Here is a 15,820-nt window from a genome sequence, read left to right as displayed (position 1 = left end):
TGGGATTGGAACAACACTGCGATGTTTAATTATATATATAATGGTCAGTCAGCCTCGCCCACGTGTCAGAGGACGAGACGCTCGACTACGTCGACAACGACGCGCCCGAGGACGGCGTATGGGCGGTGCCGATGCCTCCGAAGTGATTGTCGCGGTGGGGACCTCGCGGCTGCGAGTCTCTCAGAACGGCACATCTGCCGCGGGGCCGGAGCCGGTCGACGCGGGCCCTGAGCGCTCGAAGGACGCGCCGGTGCAGTAGCCTTCCGTCTTGACCCGGCGCAGCCCTTGCCGTTCCCAGCAAGCTCCGACCCACTCGTCCCGGGGACAGGGCCCCTGGGCCAAGTCACCGAGGAAGCAAGCCGCCTTCGCGTCGGTGGCGGTGGTAGCGAACAGGTCGACGCAGTGATAGGGCTGCTTGCAGTGCCATTTGCCGCCCGACGCGACGAACGCTCGCGCGCGCGCCTTCGCCTCGACGATGCCCGCGGGGTTCTCGATGAATCGGCCGGGGCACTCGTCCTGGATGAAGGTATGCGGCTCTTTCCAGCGACCGCTGTCGAGGGGCTCGTAGCGGTAGAAGACCTGCTGGTCGGTCCGCTCGGCGCAGATGCCGAGCAGGCGCGTCCGACTGCAGGGTTGGTCGGAGTAGCCCGCGCTGCACAACTCCTTGAGGGGTGTGATGTCACGGCCGAACTGCTCGAAGCAATAGTCCTTCTGCGTGCACGACCCGCCAGCGAGCAGCGGCGGCAGCGGCTTCGCGGCGCTCGGCACGAAGGGGGTGCTCAGCCCGTGCTCGCGGAGGAACGCCTGGTCCTTCTCGCGCTCGCGCGCGAGGTATTGCGAAACGAGGAGGCTCGTGCCGTCGGCCTCCCGCGCATAGTCCTTCGGAATGCGCAGGAGGGCGGGCGCGATCCGTTCGGAGCGAGCCTCGACGAGGAGGTTGTCGATCACCAGCGTCGTGTTGTTCGCGGTCGCCGTCGTGCGCACCCGAACCGGGTAGCCCGGCAGGGCGGCCCATGCGGCGAGGAATCGTTCGGCGCCTGGATCGGTCTTCCCGCCGAGGCGGCGACGCAGCGCGCCGACCCAGTCGGCGTTCGACAACGCGGTGTTGTTCGCCACCCACACCTCGACCCGGAGCGTCTTCGATCCGGTCTCGAGTAGGTAGCGCGCCGCCTGGGCGCCCGCGATGGTCTCGGAGTCGCCCATCGCGCGAAACGAGGATGTCGTGATGATCGCTCCGGTCGCGTCCACCTCGAGCCCGTAGTCGGCGGCCAGGAGGACGAGCCCCGCTTGCGGCTCGACCATCAAGGGCGCGGCCTTCTTTTGCGCCTCGTCGAGCACCCACGTCTCCCCCGTGCGCGCGTCGTGGAGCGTCGTCCCCACCTGCACGAACGCGTTGCCCTCTTGCCTGGAGCGCTCGCGCAGCCCTTCGCGCCAGGTGGTGGTCCGCGATTGGGTCTCTTCGACGACCTTCGGAGGCGCGCCCGAGACCACCTTGGTGCGCATCTCCTTGACGAAGACGACGCCGGCGTGCGCGGAGGTGGCCGCCAGACACAGGGCGACGGCGAGCAGCGTCTTCTTCACGGGGCCCAAGATACACGCACGCTCGAGGCCTTCCATCAGGGGTTCGCTGGCGGCCGCCATGGCTGGCGGGCCCTGGTGATCATGGCCGACCTCGCCACCTTGTGTTCGGTGTCGGGGCGCAGCGTTGCCAACCGACGCAAAACGAGAGGACCCCGCGCGAGCTAGCCCCGCCGGTAGTGGCCGTCGGGGAGGGTGATGCCGGCGCTCGGGCGCTGCCGGGACTGTGATGCGGCATGCCTGCTCGACACCGAGCGATCAACGGGCTCGACGTCGGGCGAGGTCCGGCCCGATTACTCACCCCCCGGTTGGAACTGTTCCGGCCGCTCGGGATCACCGAGCGAACGCATTGCGTCGAACGCCCCAGGCGGCTGCAACGACGGCTTTCTGCGGGAGGACGCGCTCTTGATGGTGACGCTCATCTCGAACACCTACGACACCGTAGGCGACTCCAAGGGCACCCCGGGATCGTGGGCGGCATCGGCGTTCGCGGCGAAGCATGACGATCCGGAGTCGATCGTGCTCCTGAACATCGGCGATACGATGGTCCCCGGCTGCCATGACGCCGACAGGCTCTGTCAGCTCGTCAAGCAGTTCCCTTACGAGCTCAACACCGAGGTCTGGGCCGACGGCACGAAGTCGGCACAGGCGACGTCCACGAGGCCCGTCGCCTGCTCGAAAAACGGCTACAGGTCGAGCAACATCCGGTCCTCGGCGCACGCGAGGCGGTGTAGCCGCCGCGATCACCCGGCGTGACGCCGCGCGCCTCGTGACCCGCTCGCGTTCGACATGCGCCGCCGAACGAATGGGCGATGGCACCCGCGAAGAAGAACTGGAACGGCGACAGAGGATACGGTTCCACTTGGAACGCGCAGTGGGCCTTCGTGTGCCCGGCTAGCGACAGCCGCGCTCCCCGAACTCGGGCGCGGGAACTAGGTACAGGGCGACGAGCGAACGCTGCACACGGGCGGCCCGCGTGGGGTCAACCTCGAGCAGTCGGCCGCCGGGACCGTCGGTCGACTTCCTCGTGCGCGGGTCCTAAGCTCGCGGCGACCGTGGGAGCGACGGACATACACGCGATCGACCTCGCGCTGGCGAGTGAGTGCGCCGCCGGTGACGCCAGGGCGATAGCGACCTTTGAGCAGCGATTCGGCCCCGTGCTGCGGACGGTGACGGCGCGCTTCGCCACCGATCCGCAGCACGCCGACGAGCTGCGTCAGCTGGTCCGCGTGCGCCTCCTGACCGGGACGCCGCCGCGGATCTCCCAGTACACCGGTCGAGGTCACTTCGAGAACTGGCTGCGCGTCGCGGCATTGCGGGTCTGCCTGAACGCGCAGCGCGGCCAAGACCCGGCGCGCCCCAACGCCTCGACCGGCGGCCTGGCCGACCTCGTGGATCGCGACGACGACGTCGAGCTGAACTTCCTCAAGGCCCAGTACCGCGATGCGTTTCGCGCCGCCATCACCGCGGCCGTGCGCGGGCTCGAGAGCTCCGAGCGCGCGGTGCTCCGGCTCGGGGTCGTCCACCGGCTGTCGATCGATCAGCTCTGCGTGGCACTGGGCATCCATCGCGCCACCGCGGCTCGCCGCCTGGCCAAGGCCCGCGAGCGCCTCGTCGAGCGCACCCTCGCCGGCCTTAAGGCCTCGCTCGCGCTCGACGACGGCGAGCTCGCGTCGTTGCAGCGGGATATCGACGGCCAGGTCGAGATCACGCTGTCGCGCCTGCTCGCGGAGACCGAACCGTGACGACGTGCCCGAGCGACGAGACGATCGCGGCCCTCGTCGAGGGGGCGCTCGCGGAGGACGATCGCGTCGAGCTCGAGCGGCACCTGGCCGGCTGTCCCTCGTGCGCCGCGATCGTGGCCGAGGTGGCGAAGCTCGTGGCCCCGGGCGACGCCGTCGCGGGCGCGGAGATCGGCCGCTACGAGATCGCCGAGCCGCTCGGGCGGGGAGGCATGGGCGTCGTCCTGGAGGCGTTCGATCCGCTCCTGTCGCGCCGCGTCGCGATCAAGATCGTCCGACCCGACAAGCCGCTCGCGCGCGACCGTTTACTGGCCGAGGCCCGCGCCCTCGCGCTCGTCGCCGATCCGCACGTCCTCGCCATCCACGACGTGCTCGACGGCGAGCGCGGAATCTGCCTCGTCACCGAGCTCGTCGACGGTGACTCCGCCGACGTCTGGTGCCGACGCGTGCGACCGACCTGGCCGCAAGTCCGCGACCTCTATCTGCAAGTCGCGCGCGGGCTCATGGCGGTTCACGCTCGCGGGCTCATGCACCGCGACGTCAAGCCCGCCAACGTGCTCGTCGGCCGCGACGGGCGCGCCCGGCTCGGCGACTTCGGCCTCGTCGGCGACGGCACCGCGGCGCTCGGCGGCACGCCCGGATTCATGGCTCCCGAGCAGGCCGCCGGCGTGGCCATCGACGTCCGCGCCGACCAGTTCGGGCTGGCGATGGCGATGATCCACGCGGTGGCCGGGGCGGTCGTGCCCGCCGGCACCTCTGCCGCCGCGCTGCCGAGAGAGATACCCGCGGGCGCGCGCGACGTGCTGGCTCGCGCCATCGCCGTGCGGCCGGACGACCGCTTCGCTCGCGTGGCCGAGCTGGTGGCGGCCTTGGAGGCGCGACCGCGCCGCCGCTGGGGCTTCGCCGCGGCTGCTGTAGGGCTCGTCGTCGCTGCGCTCGCCGTGTGGGTGTGGCCGGGCGCGCCGCCGAGCGTCGTTCCCCCGGTCCCGGCCACGCCGAGCTCGACGGCCGATGCGGAGGCGCTCGAGAAGGCGCTGAAGGACGCGTTGGGGGAGAAGGACGCCGACAAGTGCGCCGACAACCTCGCCAGCCTCGTCGCTATCGACGCGCGCCACGAGGAGTACCGCCCGTTCTGTGAGCTGCTCGCCGGGCGCTGCCAGGCGGCGGTCGCCGCAATGCGGCCCAGGCTCGGGGCCGCGGCCGACGGCGTCGCCAAAGACTTCTGCCCGGCCGACGGCGACATCGTCGAGGGGCGGGCCGAGCGAGCCCTCACGCAAGGGTCCCGCGGCCGCTCGCCAGCGGCCTGCGCGCATCGGGCGACATGGGTCACGACCCTCGCCACCACCCGCGCGGAGATGCAGAAGTACGCCATCAACGCGATCGAGTGTTTCGAGGGCATCGGCCGCTGCGACGCTGCGCTGGCCCAGGCCGGCGTGCTGGCGGAGCTCCGCGCCACCGCGCCGGAGCTCGAACTCGCGCGCGTGGCCCCCAAGTGCCGTAGGTGATGCGACATTTCCGGGCTGCCCGTGTCCGGTCCCTGCGAACCCAGGAGACCGACCGACATGACTCGAATGGTGTGTTTCGCCGTGTGCCTGCTGACCGCGTGCTACCCCGCCCAAAAATTCACGATGGGGCCGCCCGTCGCGCCCACCGTCCCGCGGCCCACCGACATCGCCGCCGCCCTCCCCGAGTCCCTCCGGCCCGGGCCCGTCGACCAGCCCGTGATGGGCTCCGACGGCGTGCCCGAGTTCGTCGGCCGCGACTTCCGCCACGCCGCCGACACCCCGTTCTACTGCTTCGAGCACGTCTCGCCGAAAGGCACCGAGGTCAGCGCATGCCACGCGCTGCAGGAGTGGTGCGCGCGCGACCTCGCCGAGACGAAGGAGCGCGGCCTGGTCGTCCTCGGCGGCTGCAAGGCGCTGCAGAAGGTCGCGTGCCTCACGTTCTACCGCGGCGATGCGACCAAGACCTCCTGCTACGCGACGCCCGCCCATTGCGAGGTGGCTTATGGGCTGTACCTGGACCCGTCCTACGGGGCGCGGCGCGATCAGGTCACCGCCTGCACGACGATCGACCAGTCGTGGCAGCCACCCGCGAGATCGGCGGCGCGGTGAGCGAAAGTCTCGGTGATGCCGGCCGAACGATCGGCCGCCAAGCGCGGCGTGCCGACAAACAGGATCGTCGGCTTGCGCTCGGTGTTCGCGCCGACGAGCCAGCCGTACTCGGGGCAGCTCTTGAGCCAATAGCGGCGCCCGGGGTCGACGAACGCTGCGACCGCCTCTCGCGGCAGGCCGACCCGCGCGGCGATGGCGGCCGCGTCGTACGCCTGCAGGTCGACCGCTTCGAGGAATTGCTTGTCGAGGAACCAGGTCACGCGCGCCCAGCATACCCGCGGGGCGTGCGCGCTCGCAACTTCGACCGGTTCGATGGCAACGCCGTGGCAAAGCCCGGCAACCCGACCTGAATTCGCCGTAGGCAGTCACAGGGTAGCAACCGGAGCGCCTCTCCGACTGGGATCGGGAGACGACTTCCTGGTGGGCTGGGGCGACGGCGACGGGGCGTTCGTGCGGCGCTGGAAGACGGGTGAGCTGACGCGGCTGCCGACCGGCAGCTCGGCGACGGCGCTGTGGGGCGTCGACGGCATCCGTCTGCCGTGACTCGATAGTATGATCTTTAGGACATGTGACATGTTCGTCGGGACAGGCTGCCATGAGACTGGGCGCCTGTCCTGAAGAACCTATAGAACAGACCTGCGAGCACGAGGACGCTCAGCCCGCGCTTCGGCGCGAGCGTGGCGGTCCGATCCGTCCGCTCGCGCCGGGCCTGCCGCGGCCGCGTTCGTTATCGAGCGAGGTGGCGCGGCCTCGCTCGATCGCAGCGGCCGACCATCACGCAGTCGCGGTCGATCCCGCCGCCGTGCGCCGCCCTCGCTCGGGTCCGAGGTGCCACGAATGGGCGAACGAAGTTCGTGATGATTGTTCTGAACAATGTCCATTTAACATGGTAAACATCCGTGTCGCCGTCGTGATTGCGGCGCGCCGGGCCTTCCGCTAGGGTGCCCGAGCGGCTCACGTCTGGTCAGCCATCGATGCGCGAGCTGCAGAACCCGATCGTGCCGGCCGAGCGCGCGGCGCCGCTGACCCCGCTGTCCAAGTGGATGGTCGACTACGCCGACGCCTGGGGCACCTTCCTCGACACCGCCGAATCGATCGACGAGGAGACGCTGCGCACGTTCTCCAACTCGCCCAAGTTCAACCTCGAGGAGTATATGCCGCCGCCGAGCGGCTACAAGACGTTCAACCAGCTGTTCGCGCGCCACGTGAAGCCGGGCATGCGTCCGATCGCGGCCATGAGCGACCCGCGCGTGATCGTGTCGGCGGCCGATTCGGAGTTCGTCGGTTGGTGGCAGATCAACGGCAAGTCCAAGATCGTGGTGAAATCGCTGGAGTGGTCGATCCACGAGCTCCTCGAGGGGAGCCCCTACCGCGATCGGTTCCAGGGCGGCGTCTTCATGCACGCCTTCCTCAACACCACCGACTACCATCGATTGCATGTCCCGGTCGGCGGCCGGGTCCTGGAGTCGCGGGCGATCCACGGCCAGGTCTACCTGAACGTCGTGGCCCAGCCGGTCGAGGGCAGCGCGGATGGCGAGCATCGCCTGGTGCCCCTCCGGCACAAGCGCGCCTATGAGAAATTCGACGCGCTGGACGAGACCGGCTACCAGTTCGCGCAGGCCCGCGGCCTCATCGTCCTCGACTCGCCGATCGGGCTGGTCGCCGTGCTCCCCATCGGCATGGCCCAGGTCTCGTCGGTGGTGATGACCGCGGACGTCGGCAAGACGCTGTACAAGGGCGAGGAGTTCGCGTACTTCCAGTTCGGCGGCTCGGACCACATCGTCCTGTTCGAGGCCGCGTGCAACGTCAACCTCACCGCCCAGCCCCAGGTCCACCACAACCAGGGCCAGGCGATCGGTCTGGCGTATCCCAACCGGTGAGGCCGGGAAGCGAGCAGTTCGGCGCTTCAGGCCGGTACCGGCCTCACCGACGAAGATTTAGAGCCCAAAGAGCGCCGAGACCGCCATGAAGCCGGCGAAGGTCGGCGCGGAACTCCACCTTCAGCGCGAGGGACATCCGCGCGTCACCGTGAGCCGCAGTCGGCTGCCCATCTCGAAGGCCTGGCACGTTGTCTTCACGGGCGTGACGCTCCTGCCGCGGAGCTGATTGGCAGGACGACCGAGGCTGCGAGCGGCAGGCCGGCGGCCTGCGTTCATGTCCCCGCGAGGGATTCGCCCCATCGATTCGACTCCACGATCTCGCGCAGCACTCGGTTGCGCTCGAACAAAAGGCCGCGCAGGTAGCGAGTGAAAACCAAGGCGGCGCCGTCTGCGATCCGCATGGCCGCTGTCTCGTGCCCGAGTCGAGCCAGCCTCTCGCCATGCGACCGAACCTCCCCGCGATTCAGATGAGTTCGTCCAGTACAGAATGAATCTCACACATCGACTGGCCTGGCGAACTCGCCGCTGGTTCCCGTTGACAGGGGTCGGACTCCGACGCTATCATGACCGCCATGACACTGAGCACAATGCATGATCGCTATAGCGACCTGAGTCGAACGATTCCGTCCGAGGGAATTCGGATGCGCAATCCTCCCGTGGTGGTGGCGCCGAATGAGGAGAATCTCGCATTCGAGATCGCGGATTGGTCGATTCGCCTGACCGACGGTCTTCACGCGTTCTTGTCGAGCCTGTCGATGGTGAAAATCTCATGGCATCTTGCGCCTAGTTCGGCTCTGGCTCGCGCGCTGGAAGCCGACGCGTGGATCCGGTCGAACTATCTCGACCAGGGCTACAGCTTCAGCTTTTTGGAAGAGCTCTTCAGTGGAGACATGGCCTATCTGGACCTCGGGTCGATGATTCTCGAAAACCGCGCGCCAGACGCTGGCTACAAGGGTGCGCTGCAATACTGCAAGATCGATGGGCAGCCGGTCGACGTCGGCGCGTTCTACCCCTTTGAGTACCATTGGGGCGTCGTCGCCCTGGTCCGCAAGGGTGCTTCGGGCGCGTTGAGCGACCGGGTATGGCTCCTTCAGCAAGAGCAAGACCCGTGGATCGTCGATATGAACGTGACACTCGCGCAGTACGTCGAGCTCGCCTACCGGGCACGGGGCTTCCACCACTGGCAGCTCGCCTACCTGAACCGCAACGACCCGACGTTTGCGCGGATGAAGTTCGCGTTGCCGAAGATGTTCCCGACAGCGACCTTCGGGGAGTCCATCTTCGAATCGAGTCCATGATCCCGCTGTAGAACATCGATAATGCGGGCGATTCGACAACGTCGCTGACGCGCGTCCGGCCGCCGCACTTGCGGCATAGGGTGACGTCGACGCGGTTCGTCGCACGCCTACGAAGATACGACGGGCAGCCTTGTCCGCCCTTCTGGGCGTCAGCGCTTGCATCCAGATGCCCTCGACGAGGAGGCCGCCGACAGACTGGAGGTTCTCGAGCCCGGCGAGCGCCAGCAGCTTGCTGTTCGGATGTATCCGGCCGTCGATCGTGAGGCGCCCGCCGACGTGTTTCAGGCTCGACAGCGGGGTGAGGTCGGTGATCGGACCGATGATCGCGCGAACGCGCGGAAGCCGTCGAAGCACTGGGTATGGAGACAGGCAGACCGACCCGTGCGGGGCTCAGAGCCGGAGCTGCAGACCACCGAGCGCGAGATCAGTCGGTCCAGCGCTCGGTCTGCAACAGCAGCGGCGACCCGTGCCCCCCGCGCTCGTCGTCGGCGTCGCCGCGTTCTACCTCAAGGGCACCTTCGCCCATTCGAAGGTCCCGCGTGCGCGACCAAGCCGATCGGCGCGTCCGCCGAGACCCCGGGTTACGCCGACTTCGCGATCCTCCACGAGATCATGCACACGCTTGGCGGCGTCCCGACCTGCGCGCCGCGTTATGTCCTGTCGGGTTTGACGAACTGCCCGCTGGATCGCCGGCCGTGCGCTCCTCTACACTCGACGCGATGCGTGACGCACTCGTCCTGTCGCTGCTGCTCGCGTGCAACTCCTCCGCGCCGCCGTCGCCCGTCCCGGCTCCCGCCCCTCCGACGGACGTCGCCGCCGCCGCTCCAGCCGCCGTCGCAGCTCCACCCGCCGGGCCGCTCGAGTTGAAGGCCATCGCGCGCGAGCCGACCCGCCTGTCTGATGGGACAGAGATCGAGGTCATCTCCGCCGGCTACGCCCACGGCAAGGACGACCGCAACATGCAGGACTGTCGGCTCGAGGTCCGCCGCGGGGCCGAGCGCGTGACCCTGTCACTTGAGCGCGACGACGCCCCCGCGCCGCAGGTCGCGCTCGGCTGGCGCTTCACGCTCGAGACCGTCTCCGCCTACAACCCGCCCACGAAGTGTGTCCTGCAGGTCGAGCCCGCCCCCTGAACCCGGCGGCGCCGCCCGTGAGGCGCGTCGATTTTTTCGCAACGCACTCGAGCCCGGAGCCGACGCACCCGCGAGCATGATCGTGGGTTTTCTTGAAAAGGTCCTGTGAGTGGCGTCGAGGTCGGTGTCAGGGGGCGTCATGGCACGAATCTTCACCTGCGCCGGGTGTCACGCCGCGCTGACGGGTCCGCTGCGAGCGCTGCCCGCGGCGCTCGGTCCGGGCAGCCGCTGCGACCGCTGCAACGAGGTGGCGGGTGGTTGTTTCGTCGTCGACCGCGCGCGAGACCGACCCGATCATTCCGTGACGATCAACCCCGGCGACGCCCACGGCCTGCGTCTCCACCCCGACCTCGGCCGCTCGCAGGGCTGCTGCGGCCTCGCCTTCACCGGGAGCGCCAGGAATAGTGGAGAGAGCGCCCAGGGCCGCTCGAGTGCCCTGGTAGCGCCGAGCGCGAGGTCGCGCAAACGGTCAGAGAGCCCCTTCAGAGGACCGAGGTGACGTGCTCCGCTCGCGCTGTTAATCAGTAACCGCCCCGCGAGTGCGCCCGGAGCGGGAGAGTCACTGGACTTCGGTCTTCTCGAAAGCACGCAAGAGTGCGGCGACCAGGCGGCCAGGCGGATCCGACCCCTCGCTCTGCCGTTGCACGCGCAGATGCTCCACGTGCGGCTCGTCCGCGGAGCGGATCGTGACCACACATGCCGTGCCGCCCAATTCTGCTGCCTCGGTCGTGTAGGGCGCCGAAGCAAGAACGTCGCGGGTCAGTGACTCGAGTTCGCTCGCCGTCTGGGGTGAGAGCGCGGCCGTCGTGGTCTCAGACGGAAGGCCGACGACGTTGTTGGCTCCCTCCCGCGCGGTGAACATCCTCCGCTGCGCGCCGAGATCGATGAGCCACTCCTTCGACCAGAAGAGGCCGTGGTTCTCGGCGCCGCAGACGTACACGATGTGCCAGGGACCCGGCGGCACAGGTCGGGTTCGTGGCGGCTCGACCAGCCGAGCTGGCTCCGCGGATCGGGCCGGCTCGGTGCACCCCGCACACACGACGAAAATGAGGAACAGGCGGGTCACCTTCACGAGCGCCATTCTGCCAGGCCATGAGGCCGGCATGGGAGCTATTTACGCGCGGTCGTGGCGTGGAGGAGCTGGTGATCGACGCCCAGCCCGCCGCGAAGGCGGCTTGCAGCGGTGACGACGTACACGACGCTCGTGCACGGCCACGGCCAGCGCTGCGAGCCAGCGGTGACACGGCGCCCCCCGTGCCGAGCACCGGGGGCGGTCGCGGGGACACACGAGCGCGATTAGCCCGAGGCCGCCGCCTCGACCGCCGTGACCATCGCCTCGATCGTCTTCCACCGCGCGTCGCGCATCGGCTCGAACGGCGCCGGTGGCAGGGCGGCGATCGGCTGCACCGCCTCCACGATCCGATCCGTCGCGGTCTCGAGCGCGTTGCGGACGTAGTCGTCGGCCAGGTGGGTGTAGCGCTTCGTGGTCCGCTCCTGCTTGCGGCCCAGCAGCTTGCCGACCGTGCTGAGCGACGCGCCGCTCATGATCGCGTCGCTGGCGCAGGAGTGCCGGAGGTCGTGCAGCCGGACGTCGGGGATCCCGGCGGCGGCGCGGATGTTCTCCCATGTGCGATTGATGCTCCGCAGGCGCTTGCCACTCGACGTGCGCAGCACGTACCCGTGCTGGGGTTGCCGGTCTGTTCGTGAACGTGCTTCAGGAGCGCGAGCACGCGGCCGGACACGGGCGCCTTGAGCTGTCCCGTCTTGGTGTCGGGGAGGTTCAAGAGGGAGTGTTGCCAGTCGACCATCGGCCACGTAGCGTCAGGATCTCGTCGCGTCGCCGGCCGGTGAGCGCGAGCAGATCGATCGCCCACACGCTGGCGATCTTCAGGTGCCCCTTGCGCCCGGCGGGGATCTTGAGCTCGGCGAGGAGCACCGCCTGCACGCGCTGCCGTTCCTCGGGGGTCAGGAAGCGCTCGCGCTCGGGGATGGCGAATCGGTTGACCTTGTGGGCCGGGTTGCGCACGTCCGCCAGCTCCCATCTTCGATGTTGCGGGAGTAGAGGCTCCCGACCCCGCAGAGGACGTAATTCGCCACGGAGGCGCCGCGCTTCCTCTTGAGCTTGGCATGCAGCGCGCCGACCTCGGCCTTCTTCACGCTGCGGAAGTATCATGTAATCCCATTACACCTGCCGACGCGATCGCAGCAGTACTGATCATATTGACGATAATAGTCAAACGCGGGCAGTGAAGGGCGGTTTAGCCGCCGGCGTCCTCGGCGCAGCTTCGCAGCTCCGACATTTCGGCGCTCGGTAGTAGCGATAGCCCGGACCCGGACGAGCGCAAAAATGAAGCGCGCGAGTCGCTTTCCAGGTAGGCCGTGGCGAGCTTTGCGCCGCGTCGCGGCCGTGCAGAGGGATGCCGCGGGCTGTGCGAGCGGCGTGTGGTCGCACGGGCAAGGCCATGTGCTGACCCTGCAGTCGTGGGAATTTACATTCGCCATGCCCTCGGCGCTGTCCGCTGCTGGCGGGAGATCGACTTTGAACGGGCGAACGAGGAGCGGGGGGTATGCGATTCGCTTGGCCGCCCCGGCGGCCGCGCCGCCGAATCAGTCGAGCGCGAGGGTCTTGCGATCGCGGCTTGACCGCCGATCCGCTTGGTTGTCCCGACCGTGATCCATTACCGCGTTGCCTGACGCATTCCCATGGGCCGCTGGAATTTACCGAACGGACCCGCGCATCTCGCGCGATTCGTCGATCGCGCCGGATGTTGGATTCGGCCGCCGGCCACAGCTTTTGAAGAAGCTCGTGATCGATTGCGAGGTTCCTTGCACTCCAAGACCGAGACTGCGAGCACAACGAAGCCGCTCCCGAGTAACTCGGGAGGGTTGTTTCATTGTTTCGTGGGCCGATCACTGTCCTCACCTTGCTGCACGCACCCTCACGACAACCGTCAGAAATAACCGTGTTCCGTATCACTAACAAATATCCGTGTGACTCGATGACGGGTCCGGGCATGGCGTCGCGGCAAATGCGACTGGCTGCGGGTGCGGCGCTTATCTACGGGTCATGGGCCCTTCTCTGCAACAGAGGGACTGACTTGATGCTCCAGGCCGGGCTCGCCCAGGCCCTTACGAGTTTTGTGCTCACCCTGGGTCTGACGGCGGTTCTCGAACGACTATTCGCATTGTCCAGCGACAAGAACGTAGGTTGCGTCGTCGCGGCCGGCGGAACGACGACCCTCGGCGCGCTGGTGACCGCCGGAGCGCACTGGTTTGCGGGCACGCCGCAGATCGCCCTCACGATTGGACCGTCGGTGGTCTTAGGGGCATTCGTGTTCAGCATCTACGCCTGGCGGCTTCGTCGTGAGCCGCCGCGTGCCCCTGGGGCGCCCAGCCCAGTCTCGAAAAGCGGAACGAGCAATTCGGGCCCGTGAGCGCGATGGCCGCGGACTTCAGGAACGAGGACGAGGTCCTCGTGGCGCACCGTGGCTGGACATATGCAACGCGTCGATCCGTTCCCCCCGCGAGACACTTTTCATTGATGAGGGCCGCGCCTGACGGCCCCTTGACCCCCGCCGTGTTACGCCCGGCGGCTAGCCCCCAATCCGTCATGACTGCACTACTCTCTTTTGCGAGCGCTCCCGCGTTCCTTCCATCGTCGAGGCTCCGCCCCGACTCCCCCTGGCACAGGCCCATGCGTGTCTCGGACCTCGGGTCGATCGGCGACCTCGAGTCGCCGATCGACCCAGGCGCCATCGCAACGGCGCGCGGCCTCACCCTGCATCGGCTACTCTTCAACGCGTACGAGCAGTCGATGCTCTTCTTGCCCGAGCGCCCGCTCAGCGAAGCGGACTATCGAGCGATGGCGGCCTTCTACGACCCGGCGCTCGTCGCAATGGGTCAACAGGTGCGCCCCGCGCTCGAGCGCGCGGCGTTCGGGGCGCTCGACGCGTACATCGAGGCGAGCGGCCCCTGGGACCTCGGGTCGCTCATCGAGTACCTCCAGAGCGCCATCCATGAGTACGAGCAGTCGCCGAGCTCGCTGGTCGCTGCGATCGAGGCGACGCCCCGGCCGCGTGCGGCGCTGCTCTACCTGCTCGTCCAGCAGGCGCCGGACTTCCTCAGCGAGGCCTCGGCGATGGCACGTGCGATGCTCGGGCGCTTCGGGCCCGCCCAGTCCGAGCTCATGAAGGTCTTCATCGATGAGTACGGTTACGGCGTCCACGAGAGGAAGCACTCGACGTTGTTCGCGGCGTGCATGCGCTCGGTGGGCTTGTCGGACGGCGTACACGACTACTACTTCCACTACCTCGCCAGCTCGCTCGCACTCGTGAACTACTTCCACTGCGTCTGCGCCAACAAGCAGGCGTGGTTCCGATACCTCGGGGCGCTGTACTTCACCGAGGCGTCCATTCCGCACTTCAACCGTCAGCTCAGCCGCGCACTCCGGCGCGCCTTCGGGGCAACGGTCGATACATCGTACTTCGACGAACACGTGCATATCGACAAGCACCACCGTTCGATGGTGCTGGAGGCGCTGCTCGCGCCCGCCGTACGGCTGTATGGGCCGACGATCATCCCCGAGGTCCTCGCCGGCTTCGAGGCGTTCCGTCACCTCCAAGAGGTGGCTGACCTCGACTACCTCGAGCAGGTCGCCTTCGCCGACGGCCTGGCCGCGGAGGCCACGAGCGGGCCGGCCCTGCGCGGACGTCGCCCCGCCGACGAGCCGCTGACGTTCGAGGAGCCCGAGGGCGAGCTCTCTTATTCGCACGTCCACGACGCCGACGAGCTCTTCACAGTGGAACGGGGTCGGCTCGAGATGTACGCGGGCCTCGAGCCCGTCGTCCTCGAAGCCGGCGCGTCCATCGTCATCCCGGCGGGCCGCCTCCACGGAACGCGCGTGGTGGATGGTGCGTGCACCTACCGCGTGCAGGAGCTCGCGTCGCCATGAGTGCGCGCGAGGTCGGGCGGGACGCCCGCACTACCAGTTCGCACGAGGTCTCGGTCCGCGCTGGCGACTACCGCGTGCGGCGCGAGACGGCCTCGCGCGTCGGCGTCGTCCAGGCGTCGCGCAAGGGACCTTTCTTCCACAGCGGTACGCGGCTGTTCCTCCTCCGTTGCGGCGGTGGCCTGCGCGTCGTCCCCGACGCCTGCAAGCACCGCGGCGGCCCTCTGAGCCTTGGCGTGTCCGACGAGCGCGGCACCGGCATCGTGTGCCCCTGGCACGGCTACACGCAATGCATGCGCCGGCTCGCGGACACGGCCCTTCCGACCGTGCGCGTCGGCGAACGCGTGTTCTTTGTCCTCCCCGCGCAGCCTTCGGCAGCCCGGCAGCCCTCACCCGCTTCATCCGATCCCGCCCCAGGAGCCCCATGACCCTCGTCCACGTCGTTATCGCCAAGTCCGTCGAGGAGCTGCGCCAGGCGCGTTCCATCCGATACCACGCCTACGTCGACGCGGGACACGTCGAGCCGTCGACAGATCCGTACCTCGGAGATCACCGCGACGCCTCCGCGACGTGCTTCGTCGCCTACGTGGACGGCCACGCCGAGGCCGTCGGCACCGTCCGGGCGCTCGTGCACGACACAAGCCTCTTCGAGGCCGGCGACATCGTCGAGCAGGTCATGCGGCCGGGCGAACGCGTTTGCGAGCTCACCAAGCTGGCCGTGCTGCCTGCCTTCCAGAAGCGGAAGGACGAGGCGAACGTTTTCGTCCACCTGTCGCGTGCAGTCTCCCGGTGGCTCATCGAGCGCGCCGACATCGATGCGGCGTATGTCGTCACAATCGAGAAGAACGCGCAGCTCTACGAGCGGCTCGGCTTCCGGAGGGTGCGCGGGCCGTTCGACTACCCGCCGTACCCGCGGCCGCACTTCGCCCTCCGGCTAGGGACCGAGGAGGCGCTGCCGCTCCGGTGGAGGAAGCGCTCGGGTGAGTGACGAGGTGCTCGGCAAGCTGGTGCTGGTGCCGTGAGGTCTTGCGGCGGGCACGGGGGAGGCGGCGGCCTGACCGTAGCGCCGTACCGAGCCACGGGCCGTGCCGCGCCTCGTTGCGCCGTGCCGAGCTACGGGCCGCGCG

The 15,820-nt window shown here is 68.4% G+C and carries 18 protein-coding genes; 12 read left to right on the top strand and 6 right to left on the bottom strand.

All coding sequences use genetic code 11. The features are described 5' to 3' along the window. Positions 1-180: 180 nt before the first annotated feature. Positions 181-1,581, bottom strand: a complete 1,401-nt coding sequence (locus tag OV090_RS11455) for a hypothetical protein (RefSeq protein ID WP_267703626.1) — start codon at positions 1,579-1,581, stop codon at positions 181-183. Between the two features lie 192 nt (positions 1,582-1,773). Here OV090_RS11455 and OV090_RS11450 point away from each other — a divergent pair, with 192 nt between their 5' ends. From OV090_RS11450 to OV090_RS11435, 4 genes are all read left to right on the top strand, one after another. Beyond that, positions 1,774-2,334 (top strand): hypothetical protein, encoded by a 561-nt coding sequence (locus OV090_RS11450; RefSeq protein WP_267703625.1) that lies wholly within the window; start codon positions 1,774-1,776, stop codon positions 2,332-2,334. A gap of 299 nt (positions 2,335-2,633) precedes the next feature. After that, a complete protein-coding gene (locus OV090_RS11445) occupies positions 2,634-3,323 on the top strand; it encodes a sigma-70 family RNA polymerase sigma factor (RefSeq protein WP_267703624.1) in 690 nt (229 codons plus the stop codon). Beyond that, entirely contained in the window at positions 3,320-4,825 is a 1,506-nt protein-coding gene (locus tag OV090_RS11440; protein ID WP_267703623.1) for a protein kinase, read from the top strand. The genes OV090_RS11445 and OV090_RS11440 overlap by 4 nt, the downstream gene beginning before the upstream one ends. A 57-nt stretch (positions 4,826-4,882) precedes the next feature. Next, positions 4,883-5,434, top strand: a complete 552-nt coding sequence (locus OV090_RS11435; protein ID WP_267703622.1) for a hypothetical protein — start codon at positions 4,883-4,885, stop codon at positions 5,432-5,434. Here OV090_RS11435 and OV090_RS11430 read toward each other — a convergent pair. After that, positions 5,368-5,694 carry a hypothetical protein gene (locus OV090_RS11430; protein WP_267703621.1) on the bottom strand — a complete coding sequence of 109 codons (327 nt, stop codon included), beginning with the start codon at positions 5,692-5,694 and terminating at the stop codon, positions 5,368-5,370. The genes OV090_RS11435 and OV090_RS11430 overlap by 67 nt on opposite strands. Before the next feature lie 160 nt (positions 5,695-5,854). On the opposite strand from OV090_RS11430, the gene OV090_RS11425 reads away from it, so the two are divergent. Next, positions 5,855-5,977: a hypothetical protein gene (locus OV090_RS11425; RefSeq protein ID WP_267703620.1), complete on the top strand. Its 123-nt coding sequence runs from the start codon at positions 5,855-5,857 to the stop codon at positions 5,975-5,977. A gap of 431 nt (positions 5,978-6,408) precedes the next feature. Beyond that, a complete protein-coding gene (locus tag OV090_RS11420) occupies positions 6,409-7,314 on the top strand; it encodes a phosphatidylserine decarboxylase (RefSeq protein ID WP_267703619.1) in 906 nt (301 codons plus the stop codon). Positions 7,315-7,586: 272 nt separating this feature from the next. Here OV090_RS11420 and OV090_RS11415 read toward each other — a convergent pair whose 3' ends face one another. Further along, positions 7,587-7,715 carry a hypothetical protein gene (locus OV090_RS11415; RefSeq protein ID WP_267703618.1) on the bottom strand — a complete coding sequence of 43 codons (129 nt, stop codon included), beginning with the start codon at positions 7,713-7,715 and terminating at the stop codon, positions 7,587-7,589. A 171-nt stretch (positions 7,716-7,886) separates the two neighbouring features. On the opposite strand from OV090_RS11415, the gene OV090_RS11410 reads away from it, so the two are divergent. Both OV090_RS11410 and OV090_RS11405 read left to right on the top strand, forming a co-directional pair. Continuing rightward, complete coding sequence (locus OV090_RS11410) at positions 7,887-8,612, top strand: hypothetical protein (RefSeq protein WP_267703617.1); 726 nt, start codon at positions 7,887-7,889, stop codon at positions 8,610-8,612. Positions 8,613-9,331: 719 nt separating this feature from the next. Beyond that, a complete protein-coding gene (locus OV090_RS11405; RefSeq protein ID WP_267703616.1) occupies positions 9,332-9,745 on the top strand; it encodes a hypothetical protein in 414 nt (137 codons plus the stop codon). Positions 9,746-10,304: 559 nt separating this feature from the next. On the opposite strand, the gene OV090_RS11400 is transcribed toward OV090_RS11405, so the two are convergent. The 3 genes from OV090_RS11400 to OV090_RS11390 form a co-directional block, all read right to left on the bottom strand. Further along, positions 10,305-10,826, bottom strand: a complete 522-nt coding sequence (locus OV090_RS11400; RefSeq protein ID WP_267703615.1) for a hypothetical protein — start codon at positions 10,824-10,826, stop codon at positions 10,305-10,307. 215 nt (positions 10,827-11,041) lie between these two features. Then, on the bottom strand, positions 11,042-11,560 hold the full coding sequence (locus OV090_RS11395; protein WP_267703614.1) for a tyrosine-type recombinase/integrase: 519 nt from the start codon (positions 11,558-11,560) through the stop codon (positions 11,042-11,044). Then, entirely contained in the window at positions 11,526-11,771 is a 246-nt protein-coding gene (locus OV090_RS11390; RefSeq protein ID WP_267703613.1) for a hypothetical protein, read from the bottom strand. Before OV090_RS11390 ends, OV090_RS11395 begins: the two co-directional genes overlap by 35 nt. A gap of 1,072 nt (positions 11,772-12,843) precedes the next feature. On the opposite strand from OV090_RS11390, the gene OV090_RS11385 reads away from it, so the two are divergent. The 4 genes from OV090_RS11385 to OV090_RS11370 all read left to right on the top strand — a co-directional run bounded on the left by OV090_RS11385 (position 12,844) and on the right by OV090_RS11370 (position 15,681). Continuing rightward, positions 12,844-13,179 carry a hypothetical protein gene (locus OV090_RS11385; RefSeq protein WP_267703612.1) on the top strand — a complete coding sequence of 112 codons (336 nt, stop codon included), beginning with the start codon at positions 12,844-12,846 and terminating at the stop codon, positions 13,177-13,179. Positions 13,180-13,439: 260 nt separating this feature from the next. Then, on the top strand, positions 13,440-14,696 hold the full coding sequence (locus OV090_RS11380; protein ID WP_267703611.1) for an iron-containing redox enzyme family protein: 1,257 nt from the start codon (positions 13,440-13,442) through the stop codon (positions 14,694-14,696). Next, positions 14,693-15,121, top strand: coding sequence for a Rieske 2Fe-2S domain-containing protein (locus tag OV090_RS11375; protein ID WP_267703610.1), 429 nt, complete (start codon positions 14,693-14,695; stop codon positions 15,119-15,121). Before OV090_RS11380 ends, OV090_RS11375 begins: the two co-directional genes overlap by 4 nt. Beyond that, positions 15,118-15,681 carry a GNAT family N-acetyltransferase gene (locus OV090_RS11370; RefSeq protein ID WP_267703609.1) on the top strand — a complete coding sequence of 188 codons (564 nt, stop codon included), beginning with the start codon at positions 15,118-15,120 and terminating at the stop codon, positions 15,679-15,681. The genes OV090_RS11375 and OV090_RS11370 overlap by 4 nt, the downstream gene beginning before the upstream one ends. Positions 15,682-15,820: the final 139 nt, after the last annotated feature.

This window comes from Nannocystis sp. RBIL2 (assembly GCF_026626745.1).
GTDB lineage: Bacteria > Myxococcota_A > Polyangia > Nannocystales > Nannocystaceae > Nannocystis.
This window is presented reverse-complemented; position numbering and strand designations above follow the sequence as displayed.

Bases quoted from the DNA above. Each gene is read 5' to 3' on its own strand.
- OV090_RS11420 (WP_267703619.1), top strand. From the start codon at position 6,409: ATGCGCGAGCTGCAGAACCCGATCGTGCCGGCCGAGCGCGCGGCGCCG.
- OV090_RS11415 (WP_267703618.1), bottom strand. From the start codon at position 7,715: ATGCGGATCGCAGACGGCGCCGCCTTGGTTTTCACTCGCTACCTGCGC.
- OV090_RS11380 (WP_267703611.1), top strand. From the start codon at position 13,440: ATGCGTGTCTCGGACCTCGGGTCGATCGGCGACCTCGAGTCGCCGATC.
- OV090_RS11370 (WP_267703609.1), top strand. From the start codon at position 15,118: ATGACCCTCGTCCACGTCGTTATCGCCAAGTCCGTCGAGGAGCTGCGC.
- OV090_RS11410 (WP_267703617.1), top strand. From the start codon at position 7,887: ATGACACTGAGCACAATGCATGATCGCTATAGCGACCTGAGTCGAACG.
- OV090_RS11400 (WP_267703615.1), bottom strand. From the start codon at position 10,826: ATGGCGCTCGTGAAGGTGACCCGCCTGTTCCTCATTTTCGTCGTGTGT.
- OV090_RS11375 (WP_267703610.1), top strand. From the start codon at position 14,693: ATGAGTGCGCGCGAGGTCGGGCGGGACGCCCGCACTACCAGTTCGCAC.
- OV090_RS11405 (WP_267703616.1), top strand. From the start codon at position 9,332: ATGCGTGACGCACTCGTCCTGTCGCTGCTGCTCGCGTGCAACTCCTCC.
- OV090_RS11435 (WP_267703622.1), top strand. From the start codon at position 4,883: ATGACTCGAATGGTGTGTTTCGCCGTGTGCCTGCTGACCGCGTGCTAC.